The 17368-nt window shown below is 55.6% G+C and carries 18 protein-coding genes; 9 read left to right on the top strand and 9 right to left on the bottom strand.

Translation table 11 applies throughout. The annotated features are described in order from the left end of the window. Window positions 1–13: 13 nt before the first annotated feature. Entirely contained in the window at window positions 14–967 is a 954-nt protein-coding gene (locus N1689_RS04195) for a hypothetical protein (protein WP_161735595.1), read from the top strand. Window positions 968–1011: 44 nt separating this feature from the next. After that, window positions 1012–2439 carry a serine/threonine-protein kinase gene (locus N1689_RS04190; RefSeq protein ID WP_222924134.1) on the top strand — a complete coding sequence of 476 codons (1428 nt, stop codon included), beginning with the start codon at window positions 1012–1014 and terminating at the stop codon, window positions 2437–2439. Window positions 2440–2533: 94 nt separating this feature from the next. Here N1689_RS04190 and N1689_RS04185 read toward each other — a convergent pair whose 3' ends face one another. Both N1689_RS04185 and chaB read right to left on the bottom strand, forming a co-directional pair. Further along, the gene (locus N1689_RS04185) at window positions 2534–3208 is read right to left on the bottom strand and encodes a gamma-glutamylcyclotransferase (protein WP_202605020.1); all 675 of its coding nucleotides are present in this window, start codon (window positions 3206–3208) and stop codon (window positions 2534–2536) included. A gap of 226 nt (window positions 3209–3434) precedes the next feature. Next, complete coding sequence (gene chaB / locus N1689_RS04180; protein WP_161735589.1) at window positions 3435–3665, bottom strand: putative cation transport regulator ChaB; 231 nt, start codon at window positions 3663–3665, stop codon at window positions 3435–3437. A 373-nt stretch (window positions 3666–4038) separates the two neighbouring features. Between chaB and chaA the strand changes: the two genes are divergently transcribed. Continuing rightward, the gene (chaA, locus tag N1689_RS04175; protein WP_260058037.1) at window positions 4039–5130 is read left to right on the top strand and encodes a sodium-potassium/proton antiporter ChaA; all 1092 of its coding nucleotides are present in this window, start codon (window positions 4039–4041) and stop codon (window positions 5128–5130) included. 366 nt (window positions 5131–5496) lie between these two features. On the opposite strand, the gene kdsA is transcribed toward chaA, so the two are convergent. From kdsA to hemA, 6 genes are read right to left on the bottom strand one after another with little or no spacing between them, the layout of a single operon-like run. Beyond that, complete coding sequence (kdsA, locus tag N1689_RS04170; RefSeq protein WP_033732390.1) at window positions 5497–6351, bottom strand: 3-deoxy-8-phosphooctulonate synthase; 855 nt, start codon at window positions 6349–6351, stop codon at window positions 5497–5499. A 25-nt stretch (window positions 6352–6376) separates the two neighbouring features. Beyond that, window positions 6377–7186: an invasion regulator SirB1 gene (sirB1, locus tag N1689_RS04165; RefSeq protein ID WP_161735585.1), complete on the bottom strand. Its 810-nt coding sequence runs from the start codon at window positions 7184–7186 to the stop codon at window positions 6377–6379. Window position 7187: 1 nt separating this feature from the next. Then, window positions 7188–7580: a SirB2 family protein gene (locus N1689_RS04160; RefSeq protein ID WP_161735626.1), complete on the bottom strand. Its 393-nt coding sequence runs from the start codon at window positions 7578–7580 to the stop codon at window positions 7188–7190. A 23-nt stretch (window positions 7581–7603) separates the two neighbouring features. Next, window positions 7604–8437: a peptide chain release factor N(5)-glutamine methyltransferase gene (gene prmC / locus N1689_RS04155; RefSeq protein WP_260058036.1), complete on the bottom strand. Its 834-nt coding sequence runs from the start codon at window positions 8435–8437 to the stop codon at window positions 7604–7606. Beyond that, the gene (prfA, locus tag N1689_RS04150; RefSeq protein ID WP_161735582.1) at window positions 8437–9519 is read right to left on the bottom strand and encodes a peptide chain release factor 1; all 1083 of its coding nucleotides are present in this window, start codon (window positions 9517–9519) and stop codon (window positions 8437–8439) included. Before prfA ends, prmC begins: the two co-directional genes overlap by 1 nt. A gap of 43 nt (window positions 9520–9562) precedes the next feature. After that, the gene (gene hemA / locus N1689_RS04145) at window positions 9563–10819 is read right to left on the bottom strand and encodes a glutamyl-tRNA reductase (RefSeq protein WP_013357619.1); all 1257 of its coding nucleotides are present in this window, start codon (window positions 10817–10819) and stop codon (window positions 9563–9565) included. A 216-nt stretch (window positions 10820–11035) separates the two neighbouring features. Between hemA and lolB the strand changes: the two genes are divergently transcribed. The 4 genes from lolB (at window position 11036) to N1689_RS04125 (ending at window position 14960) form a co-directional block, all read left to right on the top strand. Continuing rightward, window positions 11036–11659, top strand: coding sequence for a lipoprotein insertase outer membrane protein LolB (gene lolB / locus N1689_RS04140; protein ID WP_033782873.1), 624 nt, complete (start codon window positions 11036–11038; stop codon window positions 11657–11659). Next, a complete protein-coding gene (ispE, locus tag N1689_RS04135) occupies window positions 11656–12513 on the top strand; it encodes a 4-(cytidine 5'-diphospho)-2-C-methyl-D-erythritol kinase (protein ID WP_222924135.1) in 858 nt (285 codons plus the stop codon). The genes lolB and ispE overlap by 4 nt, the downstream gene beginning before the upstream one ends. A gap of 136 nt (window positions 12514–12649) precedes the next feature. Continuing rightward, window positions 12650–13597: a ribose-phosphate diphosphokinase gene (gene prs, locus N1689_RS04130; protein WP_003850825.1), complete on the top strand. Its 948-nt coding sequence runs from the start codon at window positions 12650–12652 to the stop codon at window positions 13595–13597. A gap of 211 nt (window positions 13598–13808) precedes the next feature. Beyond that, a complete protein-coding gene (locus N1689_RS04125) occupies window positions 13809–14960 on the top strand; it encodes a GGDEF domain-containing protein (RefSeq protein ID WP_161735580.1) in 1152 nt (383 codons plus the stop codon). Here the strand turns inward: N1689_RS04125 and ychH are convergent. Then, a complete protein-coding gene (gene ychH / locus N1689_RS04120; protein WP_260058031.1) occupies window positions 14957–15232 on the bottom strand; it encodes a stress-induced protein YchH in 276 nt (91 codons plus the stop codon). The two genes, N1689_RS04125 and ychH, sit on opposite strands and share 4 nt — an antisense overlap. 255 nt (window positions 15233–15487) lie before the next feature. Here ychH and pth point away from each other — a divergent pair, with 255 nt between their 5' ends. After that, window positions 15488–16075 (top strand): aminoacyl-tRNA hydrolase, encoded by a 588-nt coding sequence (gene pth / locus N1689_RS04115; RefSeq protein WP_161735576.1) that lies wholly within the window; start codon window positions 15488–15490, stop codon window positions 16073–16075. A 108-nt stretch (window positions 16076–16183) separates the two neighbouring features. Then, entirely contained in the window at window positions 16184–17275 is a 1092-nt protein-coding gene (ychF, locus tag N1689_RS04110; protein ID WP_161735574.1) for a redox-regulated ATPase YchF, read from the top strand. Window positions 17276–17368: the final 93 nt, after the last annotated feature.

Here is a 17368-nt window from a genome sequence, read left to right as displayed (position 1 = left end):
TCCAAGGATCCTTATGAAACTGTGGTTGCCCGGCATCATCACTCTGCTGATTGCCTTTAATGCCCAGGCTGAAAATTATCGTGTGGTCTACTCCCCCAGCCTGGCGCTGGAGGTTTATATCGATAATGTGGTGAGTAAAGCGCCTGACGACTGGTGTAAAGAGACGCTGCCGCTGCGTATCGTCTCCGGCAAAAGTAAGGATTCGGCCGTACTGACCACCTTTTTACCGCGCGTGGGCACCCTGCTCGCAAATCAGTGCGGCTTACTGGACGAACTGCCCTGGCAGATGACCAATAAAGAGGGTGGCGTACTGGCCAGCGGCAGCGCCAGCAAGTTGCAGAACTGGCGGCCGATTGTGATGGCGGATGCGACAGCCAGCGCCAGTGACAGCAATGCTGCCCCACTCGACCTGTCACGGCCCGCCAACAGCACACCGCTGCAACATTTTGATCTCCCCAGCGGCTGCCATTTCCGCACCGCCTGGGATGACAATGCACAGACCCTGTTTATTCCGGATGTCAGCAAGCAGCAGTGCTCGCCGGACGGCTGGGCAGAAGGCAAAAGTGAACTGACGCTGGCGACAGCGGATCATCCGACGCCGGTTGCGGTCACCTTTTATCAGGGTTACCCCATCGCCAACCTGACGATTCCGGACAGCAAGCTGGAAGTCATTGCTGCCAATAATCAGCGCATGATTGTGACACGCCAGGATACGCCGGATAGCTGGCTGGTGCTGCCTTTTGATCCCCGGCAGCATGTCTGGCGCTTCAATGGTGCGCTGTTAATAAAGATGGATAAGAATGCTGCGCAGCAGGATGCTGACGCTGTGAAATCGCGAGTCGATACATTGCGCAGCCAGTGGGCGCCCTATTTCATGCCACAGCAAAAAGTGAATGTGTTACTCATCGACACCCTGCACGCGGATCTGGTTGATCCTGCCATTGGTGCCTGGCGTAACATCAATTAATTACCGCGCAGCCTGACGACCAGGCCGTGTACAGAGAGTTCACTATGTCGGCTAATGATAATCCGAAAACCGTTCCGAATGCCCTGCCTGACGGATACCGTTTCAATGAATTTGAGATCAAGGAAGTGATCGGAGGCGGCGGCTTCGGCATCGTCTATCGCGCGTGGGATCACCAGCTTGAACGTACTATTGCCATTAAAGAGTATATGCCTGTGTCGCTGGCTGTCCGTGCCGCCGACTTAACGCTGGAGCTGCGCGGTGAACGTTTCCAGAAGCTATTTAATGCCGGGCTGACCAGTTTTATTCAGGAAGCGCGTCTGCTGGCCCGCTTTAATCATCCCGGCCTGCTGCACGTGCTGCGCTTCTGGGAACAGAACGGCACGGCCTATATGGGCACGCTTTACTACAGCGGGATGACGCTGAAAGAGTGGCAGCTGACCAGCCCGGCCTCGATCTCTGAAGCCTGGATCCGTCGCCTGCTGCCGCCGCTCCTTGGGGCCATCAGCACTATTCATCAGGCCGGCTATCTGCATCGTGACATCTCGCTCGACAATATCCAGATTCAGGAGAACCAGCTGCCGGTACTGCTGGATTTCGGCTCGGCGCGTAAAGAGATTGGCAACCTCTCTGATGAAACCGAAATCATGCTTAAACCTGGCTTTGCGCCGATTGAGCAGTACAGCGAAGAAGGTGAAGTCGAACAGGGACCGTGGACCGATATTTACGCGCTGGGCGCGGTGCTGCATAGCCTGATTACCGGCAATCCACCGCCAGTGAGTGTGGTGCGCTGTATTGAAGATAATTATCAGCCGCTGGTGGAACGTCAGCCAGAAGGCTACTCGCTGCCGCTGCTGCATGCCATTGACTGCGCGCTGGCCATGAAACCCGGCGATCGTCCGCAAACGATTGACGCCTTTGCGGCACTGATTGATCTGCCGGTCAGTGATGTGGAAGCCGTGGTAAACAGCTTCCCGGTGCCGGGCGAGCCGCCCGCGCTGCCCGTCGAGGAGCCGGTTGAAGCGGCTCCGCCGGTGGTGATGGCGATGAATCATGCTGCGGCGTCAGCGGAGCCGGTAACGCCGCGCACGGTGCGGCGGCTGTCGCCAGGCTTGCTGGGGCTGGCTGCCGTGGCGCTTCTGGCCGTGGTCGTCACCGTCTGGCTGGCTAATCGCCATAGTGCCACACCGGATGTCGTTAATAACCCGGCAGCCGCAACGCAGGCACCCGCATCAACCCCGCCAGCCGCCGCCGTGCCTGCCGCGCTGGCGACGGTTTATCTTAAGCTGGAGAGCGGTGAAAGCGTGGTGCTGAATGGACAGCCGGTTGAGGTCAAACCTGGCAGCAGCGGATTTGCCGCGCTGAATCTGGCGGCGGGACAGTATAAAATTGACGTTAAAAATGGCAGTGAGCTGCACACGCAATCTCTGACGATTGATAAGCCGGGCACCTGGCTGATTAATCCTGGCAACTAGCTGACCGGATTAGCAGGTTCGTTGCAGCTGTCAGCGGCGCAGATAATAAAGGGCGCGTCATAAAAACGCGCCCTTTTGCTATGCAGGTCGGGATTCAGGCCTGCCTGAGGCAGGATTGCTGCAGCGTCCGCACCTGATGCGCCAGTCGGCTCAGACTCTCTTCTTCCATACCGCGCCGGGTCAGTTCTTCTTCCAGCGCAAACAGATACTGTGCATTCGATCCCAGTGGGCCGCTAGCTGCGGCAATTAAAGGCGCAATTGCCTCCGGGCAGGAGTCCGATTCATAAAGCGGATGGCGCGGGTCCATAATGAAGGTCAGCGCAGTGACGCTGCGGCCATCCTCCAGCTGTAACTCACACCATGTTGGTAAATAACAGCCAGTAATCATCTCACGCTTCCACAGCAGCGTCAGTTCTTCATGTAACCGCGCTTCCGGCAGACGAAATGCCAGTCCCGTGGTGCGGCCACCCTGCTTCAGTGCCAGCATGCGGCCGGGATGCGTGGCGGTGCCGCGTCCGGCAATCAGCCGCAGGCAGAAAGCACGATGCCAGCCCTCCAGCGAACCGGATGCGACTTCATCCGCCTCAAAAATCGGGTTCCACATCAGCGAGCCGTATCCGAAGATCCAGACCGGGCTGTGATCGGGACGGCAGGCCAGCGTGGCTGCCAGCGAAGCCGCGCGCTGCTCGCAACTCCAGAGCAGCGTCTCATCGATATCCCCGAATGACGTTTTACAATCCGCTCTTAATAGAAATTCCCGGGTAAGCAATGCGACCTCCTCGACTTCAACAGCGTCCTGCAGAATGGCTCCTTTAACATGATCGCCAAAACGGCACGGCGTTTCGATCATCAAACTGACATTAATCTATTTACGCGCGGCGTTTCAAGCGTGATTCCCGTCGCAGGTTAAAAAAAACCAGATAAACCTGATAGCGCAGACAAAAAAAAGGACCAGATAATCCTGGCCCTTTACCGCAAACCGGCTAGCCGCCAGGTTAACGTTTAGGATGCCACTTATCATCATCACCTTTTTCGTACTCTTTCTTCACGGCGGCCCAGGCGACTTTATGCGCCACTTCTTCCCGTGAGTCATCACCGCGGCGATCTTCAGCCTCTTTATACTGATCCCAGGCACTGTTAAAGGCCTGCTGATAGATCTCCTGCGCATGTGCAGGAAGTACATGTTTTACATTGTCCGGTAAGTCGGCTCGGTTAGCGTAAGGCATAACGGCTCCTCAGTTTATGGATTCACACTAAGCCTGGCGCAGGACAGCAAAAATACAAACAGTGACTTATTAGCACTTCAGATTAAAAAGGAGAATCTCGCCCTGCAAATCACAATCATAAGCCGGATTTGCGGCAGAATGAGACCGGATAGGTGCATAAGTCATAATTGTTGTGGACTGATTACTATTGCAATATTTGAGATAACTTCAGGTTAAGACCCCTTCGGAAACTTATTGCATTTAAGTAAAAAGCAGTAAATTTTTCCCATCCGGGCCGGTGAAAAGATAAACTGCGCCCTGCCCTAAAACTGATTATATTTCTAACAGCAGCATCCGCTGCGTCCGGATAATCATTAACCAGAGAGGATGGTGAATGCCTTCACATGAAAAAACACGTCACAAGGAATTCTCACTGATACTTCCGCTTATCACGCTGGGTATACTCTATTTTTTTGGTGCAAACACCTCGTTTCCGATAATTGTCGGTATTAACTTAGTGGCGCTGGTTGCCATTCTGAGCAGCGCCTTCAGCGTTGTGCGTCACGCTGACGTGCTGGCCCACCGCCTGGGTGAGCCTTATGGCTCGCTGATCCTGAGCCTGTCGGTGGTGATTCTCGAAGTGAGCCTGATCTCAGCGCTGATGGCGACCGGCGATGCCGCACCCGGGCTGATGCGCGATACGCTTTATTCGATAGTGATGATTGTGACCGGCGGGCTGGTGGGTTTTGCGCTGCTGCTGGGCGGTAACAAATTTGCGACGCAGTACGTTAATCTGGCGGGCGTAAAGCAATATCTCATCGCTATCTTCCCGCTGGCGATTCTGGTGCTGGTGTTTCCCAACGCGCTGCCGGGCGGCAATTTCTCGGTGACGCAGGCGCTGCTGATTGCGGCAATTTCCGCGGCGATGTATGGTGTTTTCCTGCTGATTCAGACCAAAACGCATCAGAGCCTGTTTGTCTATGAGCATGAAGATGATAGCGATGATGGTGATCCGCATCATGGTAAACCCTCGGCTCACAGCAGCGTCTGGCACACCATCTGGCTGATCGTGCATCTGATTGCCGTTATTGCCGTAACCAAAATGAACGCCAACACGCTGGAAAGCCTGCTGACGGAGATGAATGCACCGGCACAGTTCACCGGTTTCCTGGTGGCTCTGCTGATCCTCTCCCCTGAAGGCCTGGGCGCGATTAAGGCGGTGCTGATGAATCAGGTGCAGCGCGCCATGAACCTCTTCTTCGGATCGGTGCTGGCGACCATCTCACTCACGGTACCGGCGGTAACCATTATCGCCACGCTGACCGGACAGGAGCTGATATTCGGGCTGGAGCCGCCGCAGATGGTGATTATGATGGCATCGCTGATCCTCTGTCAGATCTCCTTCTCAACCGGCCGCACCAATGTGCTGAACGGTGCTGCGCATCTGGCGCTGTTTATTGGCTATCTGATGACCATCATGCTGTAACGTCACCGGATTTCAGGCGAAAAAAAAGAGCGATTAATCGCTCTTTTTTGTCGTTGAAAACCCAGGTCAGAATACATCTGACAGCAACAGATGAACCCGACGTGAAGGGAAAAGGGGCAGAGGAGAAAAGCGTTCCGCGCCATGGACAAAAACGCCGGGAGCGTTTTTGAACAACGCAACGCGTTGGCCCGGCTACGGGCGCACTTCAGGGATGAAGTGCGTAATCGCGCGGGACGAGCGGCCATGGATGGCTTTAGCGTCTTTTCGATCTGCCCCTGTTCTCTGAACTGGCTCAATTTCACAGCGAATCCAGCAGCACTTTCCCACCATCTTATTAAGCGACTCAGTGCTCTTTTTACTGCAAACTTATTTGCTGGTATCGAGTTCCGGGAAGCTTTTCACCAGATCGTCAATCGCTTTCATCTGCACCAGGAACGGCTCCAGCTTATCCAGCGGCAATGCAGATGGGCCATCACACAGGGCATGTTCCGGATCCGGGTGCGCTTCGATGAACAGACCGGCAATGCCGACAGCCATACCGGCACGCGCCAGCTCTGCCACCTGCGCACGACGCCCGCCGGATGCTGCGCCAAACGGATCGCGCGTCTGCAGCGCATGGGTCACATCGAAAATCACCGGGCTGTTTTTGGTGACTTTCTTCATCACGTTAAAGCCCAGCATATCGACAACCAGATTGTCATAGCCAAAGTTGCTGCCGCGATCGCACAGGATAACCTGCTCGTTGCCACCTTCAGCGAACTTATCCACGATGTTGCCCATCTGACCTGGGCTGACGAACTGCGGCTTCTTGACGTTGATAACCGCACCGGTTTTCGCCATCGCTTCCACCAGGTCAGTCTGACGCGCCAGGAAGGCCGGCAGCTGAATCACATCCACCACTTCGGAAACCGGCTGCGCCTGTGCCGCTTCATGGACATCAGTGATAATCTTCACGCCGAACGTCTGCTTCAGCTCCTGGAAAATCTTCATCCCCTCTTCCAGGCCAGGGCCACGGTAAGAGTGAATGGAGGAGCGGTTCGCTTTATCAAACGACGCCTTAAACACGTAAGGAATACCGAGTTTATTTGTTACGGTGACATAGTGCTCGCAGATGCGCATCGCCAGGTCGCGCGACTCCAGCACGTTCATCCCGCCAAACAGTACAAATGGCAGATCGTTTGCAACGTTGATATCGCCAATACTCACGACTTTCTGTGTCATGCCCTTTCCTTTTCAGTGGGTCCGCTTAGTGCAGCGTGACCTGTTTTTGTTCGATTGCGTGAATCTGAACTTTGATCATTTCGCTGACCGGATCTTCAGGACACTGCTCAACGAAATAGTTTAAATCACTCAGGGCGATATGTTCGCACTCCAGCTGCGCGTAGATTAAACCGCGATCGCGGATTTCATAAGGATCATCCGGATCGATACGCAACAGCACCTGACTGACATTCAGCGCCAGCTCCATCTTCTTCTCTTCCATCAACGCTGCTTTCAGCGTGTCGAGCATCTTGCGCATCACGGTGACGGTTTTGGCTTCATCAAGATCATCGTCATACAGACGCGCGGTAGGGCTGATATTGCCTTTCAGCCACACTTCCAGCGTATGCCGGTCAAGGGTTTCACCATTGAATGGGTTGATCATCCACTTATCGCCATCAATCCAGTCGGCGCGCAGAATCAGCTGCGTCGGAAAGATCACCGGCATCAGCGGCAGTTCCAGCTCGGCGGCGATATGCAGCAGAATCACGCCCAGTGACACGGCGGTGCCCTGACGGGTCTTTAATACATTGTCGATCCAGAGCGCATCAGAAAGATTGTAGACGCCGCTGGCACCGCCAAATCCCCACTGGCGATAAAACAGTTCCAGCAGCTTTTCCAGCTGCATGTCAGCATCTTCGATGTCGCTGACATAGTCGCGCGCTTCGGCGACTAACGCCGCAAGCTGCGCTTCCACCGACACCGCCGGGAAATCGGCGCGGATGGCAAGCGTGGCACCAATCACCGCTTCACACAGCGGTGTCTGGCTGAAATCTAATTGTTCGGTCGAGGTCATGCTATCCCCATAACGGCATTTTGGTCAGCGCCAGCGTAATGATGGTCACCAGGGCGATTAACGCCACCAGAAAAGCGATCCAGCGGGTGCGATCAGTGCGTGGACGGCGACTCAATGCCACAAATCCTAAGGCGATGTAGATGATAACCGCTAAAAGCTTCTCCGTCAGCCAGCTTCCTTGTGGCGTGAAGGGATAGAAGTGGGTAATCACCACCAGCAAGACCCCGGTCAGCAGTAACAGGGTATCGTTAACGTGCGGCAGAATGCGGACCCAGCGTTTTGTCATCATCGCCGAACCACGGCGCAGCCAGTAAAACCGCAGCAGAAACAGCGTCACGGTCAGCACGACCGTTAAGATATGCAGATTTTTAATCAGGGGATAAAAAGCAAACATCATGAATCCTTTTCAAAGCGCTTTTATGAAGGGAACTGACCCAGCGTCACACGCGGATTACCGCCGTAATCGGCGACGGTTTCAACGGCGTGATAGCCATTATTCCGCATCAGCGTGGCCACCGCCTCACCCTGCTGCCAGCCATGTTCCAGCAGCAGCCAGCCACCCGGCAGCAGCCACGCGGGCGCCTGCCCGATGAGCGTGCGCAGATCGGCCAGTCCCGCTTCATCCGCCACCAGCGCGCTGCGCGGTTCAAAACGCACGTCGCCCTGCTCCAGATGCGTATCGCTGGCATCAATATAGGGTGGATTGCTGACGATGAGCGTAAAGCGCTGCGGCGTCAGCGCCTGGAACCAGTGACTGAGCAGAAAGGTGGTATTAGGGAGGTTGAGCTGTGCTGCATTGCTGCTCGCCAGCTCAACAGCGGCTTCAATGCGATCCACGCCGGTCACCTGACAGTCGGGCCGCTCGCTGGCCAGCGCCAGCGCAATCGCCCCGGTGCCGGTGCCCATATCCAGAATGGTCGAGGGCGTCGCGGGCAGATGCGCCAGCGCCTGCTCAACCAGCAGTTCGGTATCCGGGCGCGGGATCAGCGTGGCGTCACTGACACGTAACGGCAGCGACCAGAACTCGCGTTCGCCCACCAGATGCGCCACCGGTTCACCCCGTGCACGCCGTGCCAGCAGGCTGTCCAGCTGTGCGAGTTGGGCATCGCTGAGCACCGTTTCATCGAAGGCAATTAACCAGCTGCGCGATTTGCCGGTCACGAAACCTAACAGGATCTCTGCGTCACGCTTAGGACTGTCACCCCCGCACAGCGTGGCGACAGCCTGTTTCAGCCAGTGACGAATATCCATTAATCCTGACCAGCCAGCGCTGCCAGCTGATCCGCCTGGTACTCCTGCACAATTGGCTCAATCAGGCTGTCGAGTTTGCCTTCCATTACTTCGTCCAGACGGTAGATTGTCAGGTTGATGCGGTGGTCAGTCACGCGGCCCTGCGGGAAGTTATAGGTACGGTTACGGTCAGAACGATCGCCGCTGCCCAGCAGGTTGCGGCGGGTACTGGCTTCGGCAGCGTGACGGCGGGCCATCTCTGCCGCGTGAATACGGGAACCCAGCACCGCCAGCGCTTTGGCTTTGTTTTTATGCTGAGAACGTTCGTCCTGACACTCCACTACGATGCCGGTTGGCAGGTGGGTAATACGGATCGCGGAGTCGGTGGTGTTAACGTGCTGACCGCCTGCGCCGGATGAGCGGAAGGTATCGATCTTCAGGTCACCAGCGTTGATTTCCGGCAGTTCCGCTTCCGGAATTTCCGGCATCACGGCTACGGTACAGGCTGAGGTATGAATACGGCCCTGGGATTCGGTCTCCGGCACACGCTGCACACGATGTCCGCCTGACTCAAATTTCAGGCGGCCATAGGCACCGTCGCCGGTGACGCGGGCAATCACTTCTTTGTAACCGCCATGCTCGCCTTCGTTGGCGCTGATGATTTCCACACGCCAGCGACGCGCTTCGGCATAGCGGCTGTACATGCGGAAGAGATCGCCGGCGAAGATCGCGGCTTCATCGCCGCCCGTTCCGGCGCGCACCTCGATAAAACAGGCGCGCTCATCGTCGGGATCTTTCGGCAGTAACAACACCTGCAACTGCTGCTCCAGCACGTCACTCTTCTCACGCGCTTCCTGCAACTCTTCCTGCGCCATATCGCGCATTTCAGGATCGTCGAGCATCTGCTGCGCCGTTTCGATATCGTCCTGAACCTGCTGCCAGTCGCGGAAGCAACGGGTCACATCGGTCAGTTGAGCATATTCACGTGACAGCGCACGGAAACGCTCCTGATCGGCGATCACGCCAGCATCACCCAGCATGGCTTCCACTTCTTCGTGGCGCTCCTGCAGGGCTTCCAGTTTGGCAACTATAGAGGTTTTCATTTAAATGTGGGATTCCCGTAAACAGGTGGCGACAGCGGTGTGCCTAATCGAGACCCAGGCTGTCGCGTAAAATCTGCAGGCGTTCATTATCGCCATCGCGGGCGGCCTGCTGAAGTGATTTGGTTGGCGCATGTATTAAACGGTTGGTCAGCTTGTGCGCCAGTTCCTGCATGACTTTCTGCGGATCGGCACCCTGCTGCAGCGCCTGCAGCGCACGGCCTTCCAGCTCAGCACGGATATCCTCCGCCTGAGAACGATATTCACGGATGGTATTCACCGCACCCTGTGAACGCAGCCACGCCATGAATTCGCTGCTTTCCTGAACGACGATGCTTTCGGCCTGAACCGCGGCCGCTTTGCGCTGCGCCAGGTTCTGCTCGATGATCGCCTGCAGGTCATCCACGCTGTAGAGATAGGCGTTAGGCAGATCGCCGACTTCCGGCTCTACGTCACGCGGTACGGCAATATCCACCAGCAGCATGGGTTTGTTGCGGCGCGCTTTCAGGGCGCGCTCCATCATCCCTTTGCCAATAATCGGCAGCGGACTGGAGGTTGAGGAAATTATGATGTCGGCTTCGGCCAGACGGGCATCGATCTCCGCCAGCGTGATCACTTCCGCGCCGACTTCCGACGCCAGCGCTTCGGCACGCTCGCGGGTACGGTTCGCGATGATCAGATTTTTCACCTGATGTTCACGCAGATGACGTGCCACCAGCTCAATGGTTTCACCCGCGCCAACCAGCAACACATTAACGGAAGAGAGAGATTCGAAGATTTGACGGGCCAGCGTACAGGCGGCAAACGCCACTGACACCGCATTGGCACCGATATCGGTTTCCGTGCGTACGCGTTTGGCGACAGAGAAGGTTTTCTGGAACATGCGTTCCAGTTCACTGCTCAGCGCATGACCGCGTGAGGAGTCGGCAAACGCTTTTTTTACCTGACCGAGTATTTGCGGTTCGCCCAGCACCAGTGAATCGAGTCCGCTGGCGACGCGCATGAGGTGACTGACCGCCTCGTTATCCTGATGCCAGTAGAGGCTGTTGCGCACATCCTCTTCATCCAGCTGATGATAATTGCATAACCAGCTCACCAGACGCGCCTGTAAATCGGCCTGCTGCTCTACACTGAGGTAGAGTTCCGTCCGGTTACAGGTGGACAACACCACGCCGCTCTGCACCATTGGCTGTGATAACAGGCTGTTCAGCGCCTGCTCAAGCGTCTCCGGCCCGAACGAAACGCGTTCGCGCAGAGCAATGGGGGCAGTCTTGTGGTTGATTCCGAGAGCGAGCAGCGTCATGGCGGTTTTGGTTGGGATGTCCCAATAATGTCAGGGTTTTGTGAGGCGCATTCTACAAGATGCGGCAGATCAAGAAAAGCCATACAAAGGCTATGACTGTAATAAGATTAACCTGTTCGTGCTCAATTTGCTGCATAACAGCATTGACGGTTAAAACCGGGACGGTTAGCGTTATCCGTTACGAATAATAAATGTGTCCGAGGAGATGACCACTTGATGCTTAATTCACCACGCAATCTGTTGCGCCTTTTGCCCCTTGCCAGCGTGCTGCTGGCGGCCTGTAGCGTCAACAAACCGCAAGGTCCCGGCCCCAGCGTTACCGCGCCACAGTGGCAACAGCATCAGCAGGCGGTCTCAAAGGTCACGCACTACCAGACCCGCGGCGCCTTTGCCTACCTCTCTGACAAGCAGAAAGTCTACGCCCGCTTCAACTGGCAGCAGACCGCACCCGATCGCTATCGCCTGCTGCTGACCAATCCGCTCGGCAGCACTGAACTGCAGCTTGATGCGCAAGGCTCGGTGGTGCAGATCGTCGATAACAAAGGCAAGCGCTACGTCAGTAACGATGCGCAGAAAATGATCTCGCAGCTGACCGGCATGAACATTCCGCTGGCCAATCTGCGTCAGTGGATGATGGGTCTGCCAGGCGATGCCACGGATTATAAACTTAACGATAGCTATCAGCTGAGCAGTCTCAACTACAGCCGCGACGGTCAGAACTGGCAGGTTTCGATTGCGGGCTACGACAGCAAGGTTACCCCGCCGCTGCCGTCCAGCCTGGAGCTGAAAGAGGGTGACCAGCGGATTAAACTGCGTATGGACGGCTGGACCGTTCAATGATCACCCACTGGCCTGCTCCGGCAAAACTGAATCTTTTTCTCTACATTACTGGCCGTCGTCCTGACGGCTATCACAACCTGCAGACGCTGTTTCAGTTTCTCGATTACGGTGATGAATTGCAGATTAGCGTCGATCACAGCGATTCTATTCAGCTGTTAACGCCGGTGCCGGGCGTCGCGGATGCGGACAACCTGATTGTGCGGGCCGCGAACATGCTGAAACAGGCGGCACAGGATAACCATCGCCTGCCCGCACGCGCGGGTGCGCAGATTGCTATCGAGAAAAGGCTGCCCATGGGCGGCGGCATCGGTGGCGGCTCTTCTGATGCGGCGACCGTGCTGGTGGCGCTGAATCATCTGTGGCAAACCGGCTTCACACCGGATGAGCTGGCGACAATCGGCGTGAAGCTGGGCGCGGATGTACCGGTCTTTGTGCACGGCTTTGCGGCCTTTGCAGAGGGCGTGGGTGAACAACTTCAGCCCGCAGCGCCGGAAGAAAAGTGGTATCTTGTCGCCCATCCCGGAGTGAATATCAGCACGCCCGTGGTATTCAACGACCCCGGGCTGACGCGGGATACGCCATCGCGCAGTTTATCGACGCTTTTAGCCTTACCCTTCACCAATGATTGTGAAGCAGTGGTAAGAAAACGTTTTCGTGAGGTTGATGCGCTTGTTTCCTGGCTGCTAGAATACGCGCCGTCACGCCTGACTGGCACAGGCGCTTGTGTGTTTGCTGAATTTGACACCGAGTCCGCCGCCCGCCAGGTGCTGGAGCTTGCCCCGAATGGGGTACGCGGATTTGTAGCCCGGGGCGTTAACGTCTCACCGCTACAGCGTACCCTGCGAGGCGATTAGCGAATGCGTGACAGTGTCACCCCGTTCCGGACACTGCGCGTTTCGCATTAACACACCCGTGTGAACGTCTATGACCGTACGCGCCGGTTACAGTCATGCCGTTCATTCTCTGGACGCAAAGCCTGAGGTTCTTCTCGTGCCTGATATGAAGCTATTTGCTGGTAACGCCACCCCGGAACTAGCACAACGTATTGCCAATCGCCTTTACACCAGCCTGGGAGACGCCGCTGTAGGCCGTTTCAGTGATGGTGAAGTGAGCGTACAGATTAATGAAAATGTACGCGGTGGTGATATTTTCATCATCCAGTCCACCTGTGCTCCCACCAACGATAATCTGATGGAACTGGTTGTGATGGTCGACGCGCTGCGTCGTGCTTCTGCTGGTCGTATTACCGCAGTCATCCCCTACTTTGGTTATGCCCGTCAGGACCGCCGCGTGCGTTCCGCGCGTGTACCTATTACCGCTAAAGTAGTGGCAGACTTCCTTTCCAGCGTCGGTGTTGACCGTGTTCTTACGGTTGATCTGCACGCCGAGCAGATCCAGGGCTTCTTCGACGTCCCGGTTGATAACGTATTTGGCAGCCCGATCCTGCTGGAAGATATGATGCAGATCGGTCTGGAAAACCCGATTGTGGTTTCTCCCGATATTGGTGGCGTAGTACGTGCCCGTGCTATCGCTAAACTGCTGAACGACACCGATATGGCTATCATCGATAAACGCCGCCCTCGCGCGAACGTTTCTCAGGTAATGCACATCATTGGTGACGTTGCTGGCCGCGACTGCGTGCTGGTCGACGATATGATCGACACCGGCGGCACGCTGTGCAAAGCGGCTGAAGCGCTGAAAGAGCGTGGTGCCAAGCGCGTGTTTGCTTACGCGACGCATCCGATCTTCTCCGGCAATGCGGTTGAAAACCTGCGTAAATCTGTACTCGACCAGGTCATCGTCTGCGATACCATCCCGCTTTCAGACGAGATTAAGTCACTGCCGAATGTGCGCACGCTGACCTTATCTGGCATGCTGGCCGAAGCGATTCGCCGCATCAGTAACGAAGAATCTATCTCGGCGATGTTCGAGCATTAATCTTCGCGGAACCGGGCCCTGTGCCCGGTTTTTTTATCTCTGCCTTCCGGATTAACCCGCTTCTTTTTCTGCCTTTTCCCCGATAAATTTCCTTTTAATCTCCTGTTTTCAACGCCACCCACTTTTTTACTAAAACGCGGTGTTCCCCCGCTTCTACCCTCCAGTATTAAGTGGTAATTTGCTGCGCATTTCTCATCTGAATTCAGCCATCATGAGCCTCGATATCTACACATTATTTGTCTGCGAGCTCTACGTGCTGGGGTTTCTGAGCATCATTATGGTGTTTGCCTGGGTGGGGTCGCACTATGACCGCGTTCTTGGCTTCACCTGTCTGTCACTGGTTTTCACCCTGATTGCCGTATTCTTAAGCAGCCTGCGCAGCAGCGGCCTGCATTTCCTGCCGGTTGCGGTGGGCAATGTGTTAGTGATGCTCGCTTATGGCGGATTATTAAATGCGTTCCGGCGCTTCTGCGGTAAACCCATCGGCACACACTGGTTACTGGGTGCCCTGCTCTGGGCACTCCTCTGCTGCTTTCCGGCGTTTTATTACAGCTTACCCAAACGGGTACTGGTATTGTGCATCGCCTGCGTCGCCTATACCGCCGCACTGATCCAGCTGGTCTGGCAGGCGCGTGACACGCTGAAAGCCACTTTCTGGCCTGCCCAGCTGCTGTTGTGGATCCACCTGCTGTTTCATCTGGTGCGCCTGTTTCTGGACAGCGCTATTCCCAGCACGCTGCCTGGCGCCATTGGCGGATCGGACTTCTCGGTTTACGTGATTCTGGAATCCATTCTGTTTGTCATCGGCCTGACGTTTACCATTCTGGCCATGGTAAATGAGCGGATGCAGATAGCGTTAAAATACTCTTCCCTGCACGATCCGCTGACCAGCGTCTGGAATCGCCGCGCCCTATTTGCTGAAGCAGAGAAAATTGTGGCGCGCTGCCGCCGTCAGAACCGGCCGTTCAGCGCAATACTGTTCGACCTCGATCATTTTAAAAGCATCAACGATCGATATGGTCATCATCAGGGCGACCAGATTTTGATTCACTTTTGCGAAATAGTCAGAGGATTGATACCGGCTGAGGGGCGTTTTGCACGACTGGGCGGAGAAGAATTTGCGGCCATCATTCCGGCAGGAGCACGGGATGCAGAGGCGTGGTGTGAGGCGATCCGGCTGGCGGTCTGTGCATCGCAACCCAATGAAATAGCTTATTCGGTCAGTATTGGCTTTGCCACGGTCACGCACAGCCAGCAGGATTTTGTGAGTTTACTGGCGATGGCAGATGCGGCGCTCTATCACGCGAAAGCCAGTGGCCGGAACTGCACTGCGCAGCATCCGGTCCCGGCAGCTTTCAGTTAGTGGTGAGAGTGGTGTGACCGGCGGCAGCGCTTGTCATAGTGACGCAGCCAGTAATAACGATCCTCAACTTTTTCACGGCCACTGATACGCGCGCCCACCAGCCACATCAGTGCGCCAATAAAGATGCTCAGAATCGCGCCCTGCGCCAGAAACTGTGGCAAATCGAGTGTCGGCAGCTGGTTAATAATTGAAAACCCAACACCCAGCACCATTGTGACTAATCCCAGTACCATCAAGCTGTTACCCGCTACGCGGCAGTGTTGATGTTTCATGCTGCACCTCCATCCATATGAGTTAATAACCGCACACAATGTTAAGTGTCATAAGTTTAGGCAATGGCTGAGGTCCACGTTGCGGACTGGATCACACATCAGTCATAAAGAATGACCTGGCCCTGAATGCAGCCTGTTGATTCAGATGAAAAATGATTAATCACGGTTCTGAACCATTTCGCTGCTTGTGCTTTGTCATCTCGCCTGTGGCGAAGTAAACTAACGCCCTTTCGCGATAACAGCAGGATAATCATTGTGAGCAGCATTAAACTGATTGTGGGACTGGCCAATCCGGGCGCTGAATATGCCGCCACACGCCACAATGCGGGTGCCTGGTATCTGGATCTGCTGGCTGAGCGCCACAATCAGTCACTGAAAGAGGAAGGCAAATTCTATGGCTATACCGCCCGCCTGGCGATAGCCGGCGAGGATGTGCGCCTGCTGGTGCCGACCACCTTTATGAACCTGAGTGGTAAAGCGGTGGCGGCAATGGCGACCTTTTATCGCATCGCGCCAGAAGAGATTCTGGTGGCGCATGATGAACTCGATTTGCCGCCCGGTGTGGCAAAGTTCAAGCAGGGCGGCGGCCATGGCGGCCATAACGGGCTGAAAGACATCATCAGCAAGCTGGGCAACAACAATAATTTTCATCGGCTGCGCATCGGTATCGGGCATCCCGGCGATCGCAACAAGGTGACCGGATTTGTGCTGGGCAAGCCGCCCGCTAGCGAGCAGAAGCTGATTGATGAGGCCATTGATGAGGCGGCGCGCTGCACCGAACTGTGGCTGAAAGAGGATCGCATCAAGGCAATGAACCGGCTGCACGCCTTCAGGCCTGCTTAAACGCCCGAATCATCGTGATTCCGTGTATAATGCGCGAAATTTTTCCATTCGTCTCCGACAGTCCGCCTTATGGCGTGCTGTCCATCCAGTTATAAAGGGTATCAAACCATGGGATTCAAATGCGGTATCGTGGGCCTGCCGAACGTCGGTAAATCCACTCTGTTTAACGCGCTGACTAAAGCGGGCATCGAAGCGGCTAACTTCCCCTTCTGTACCATTGAGCCAAACACCGGCGTGGTACCCATGCCTGACCTGCGTCTGGACCAGCTTTCTGAGATTGTTAAGCCACAGCGCGTGGTGCCGACTACCATGGAATTCGTCGATATCGCGGGCCTGGTAAAAGGCGCGTCCAAAGGTGAAGGCCTGGGCAACCAGTTCCTGACCAACATTCGCGAAACCGAAGCGATCGGCCACGTGGTGCGCTGCTTTGAAAACGACAACATCATCCACGTTGCGGGTAAAGTAAACCCGGCGGAAGATATTGACGTGATCAACACCGAGCTGGCGCTGTCCGATCTGGAAACCTGTGAGCGTGCGATTCAGCGTGTGCAGAAGAAAGCCAAAGGTGGCGACAAAGATGCCAAAGCCGAGCTGGCTGCGCTGGAGAAGTGCCTGCCGCATCTTTCTGAAGCGGGCATGCTGCGTTCACTGGATCTGGATGCTGACGACAAAGCGGCCATCCGCTATCTGAGCTTCCTGACCCTGAAGCCGACCATGTACATTGCTAACGTCAATGAAGATGGTTTCGAGAATAACCCGTACCTGGATCAGGTGCGTGCTATCGCCGAAGCAGAAGGTTCAGTCGTCGTGCCGGTGTGCGCCGCCGTTGAGTCGGACATTGCCGAACTGGAAGATGAAGAGCGTGAAGAGTTCATGGCGGAGCTGGGACTGGAAGAACCGGGCCTGAACCGCGTTATCCGCGCCGGTTACTCGCTACTGAACCTGCAGACCTACTTCACCGCTGGCGTGAAAGAAGTGCGTGCCTGGACCATCCCGGTTGGCGCCACTGCCCCACAGGCAGCCGGTAAAATCCATACCGACTTCGAGAAAGGCTTTATCCGCGCCCAGACTATCGCGTTTGAAGACTTTATCGCCTACAAAGGCGAGCAAGGCGCGAAAGAAGCCGGCAAGATGCGTTCAGAAGGTAAAGAGTACATCGTGAAAGATGGCGATGTGATGAACTTCCTGTTTAACGTCTGATTGGGTTGATGCCATATGAGGTTTTACTGAATCTCATGAAGATGCAAAAATCTTTAAAATCCACGCAACTGCGTGGATTTTTTATTGTGCGGT

Origin of the sequence: Pantoea sp. XY16 (assembly GCF_025153065.1) — a bacterium.
Taxonomy (GTDB): Bacteria; Pseudomonadota; Gammaproteobacteria; order Enterobacterales; family Enterobacteriaceae; genus Pantoea; species Pantoea alfalfae.
The sequence above is the reverse complement of the archived record's forward strand: the minus strand, read 5'-3'. Positions and strand labels throughout refer to the sequence as shown.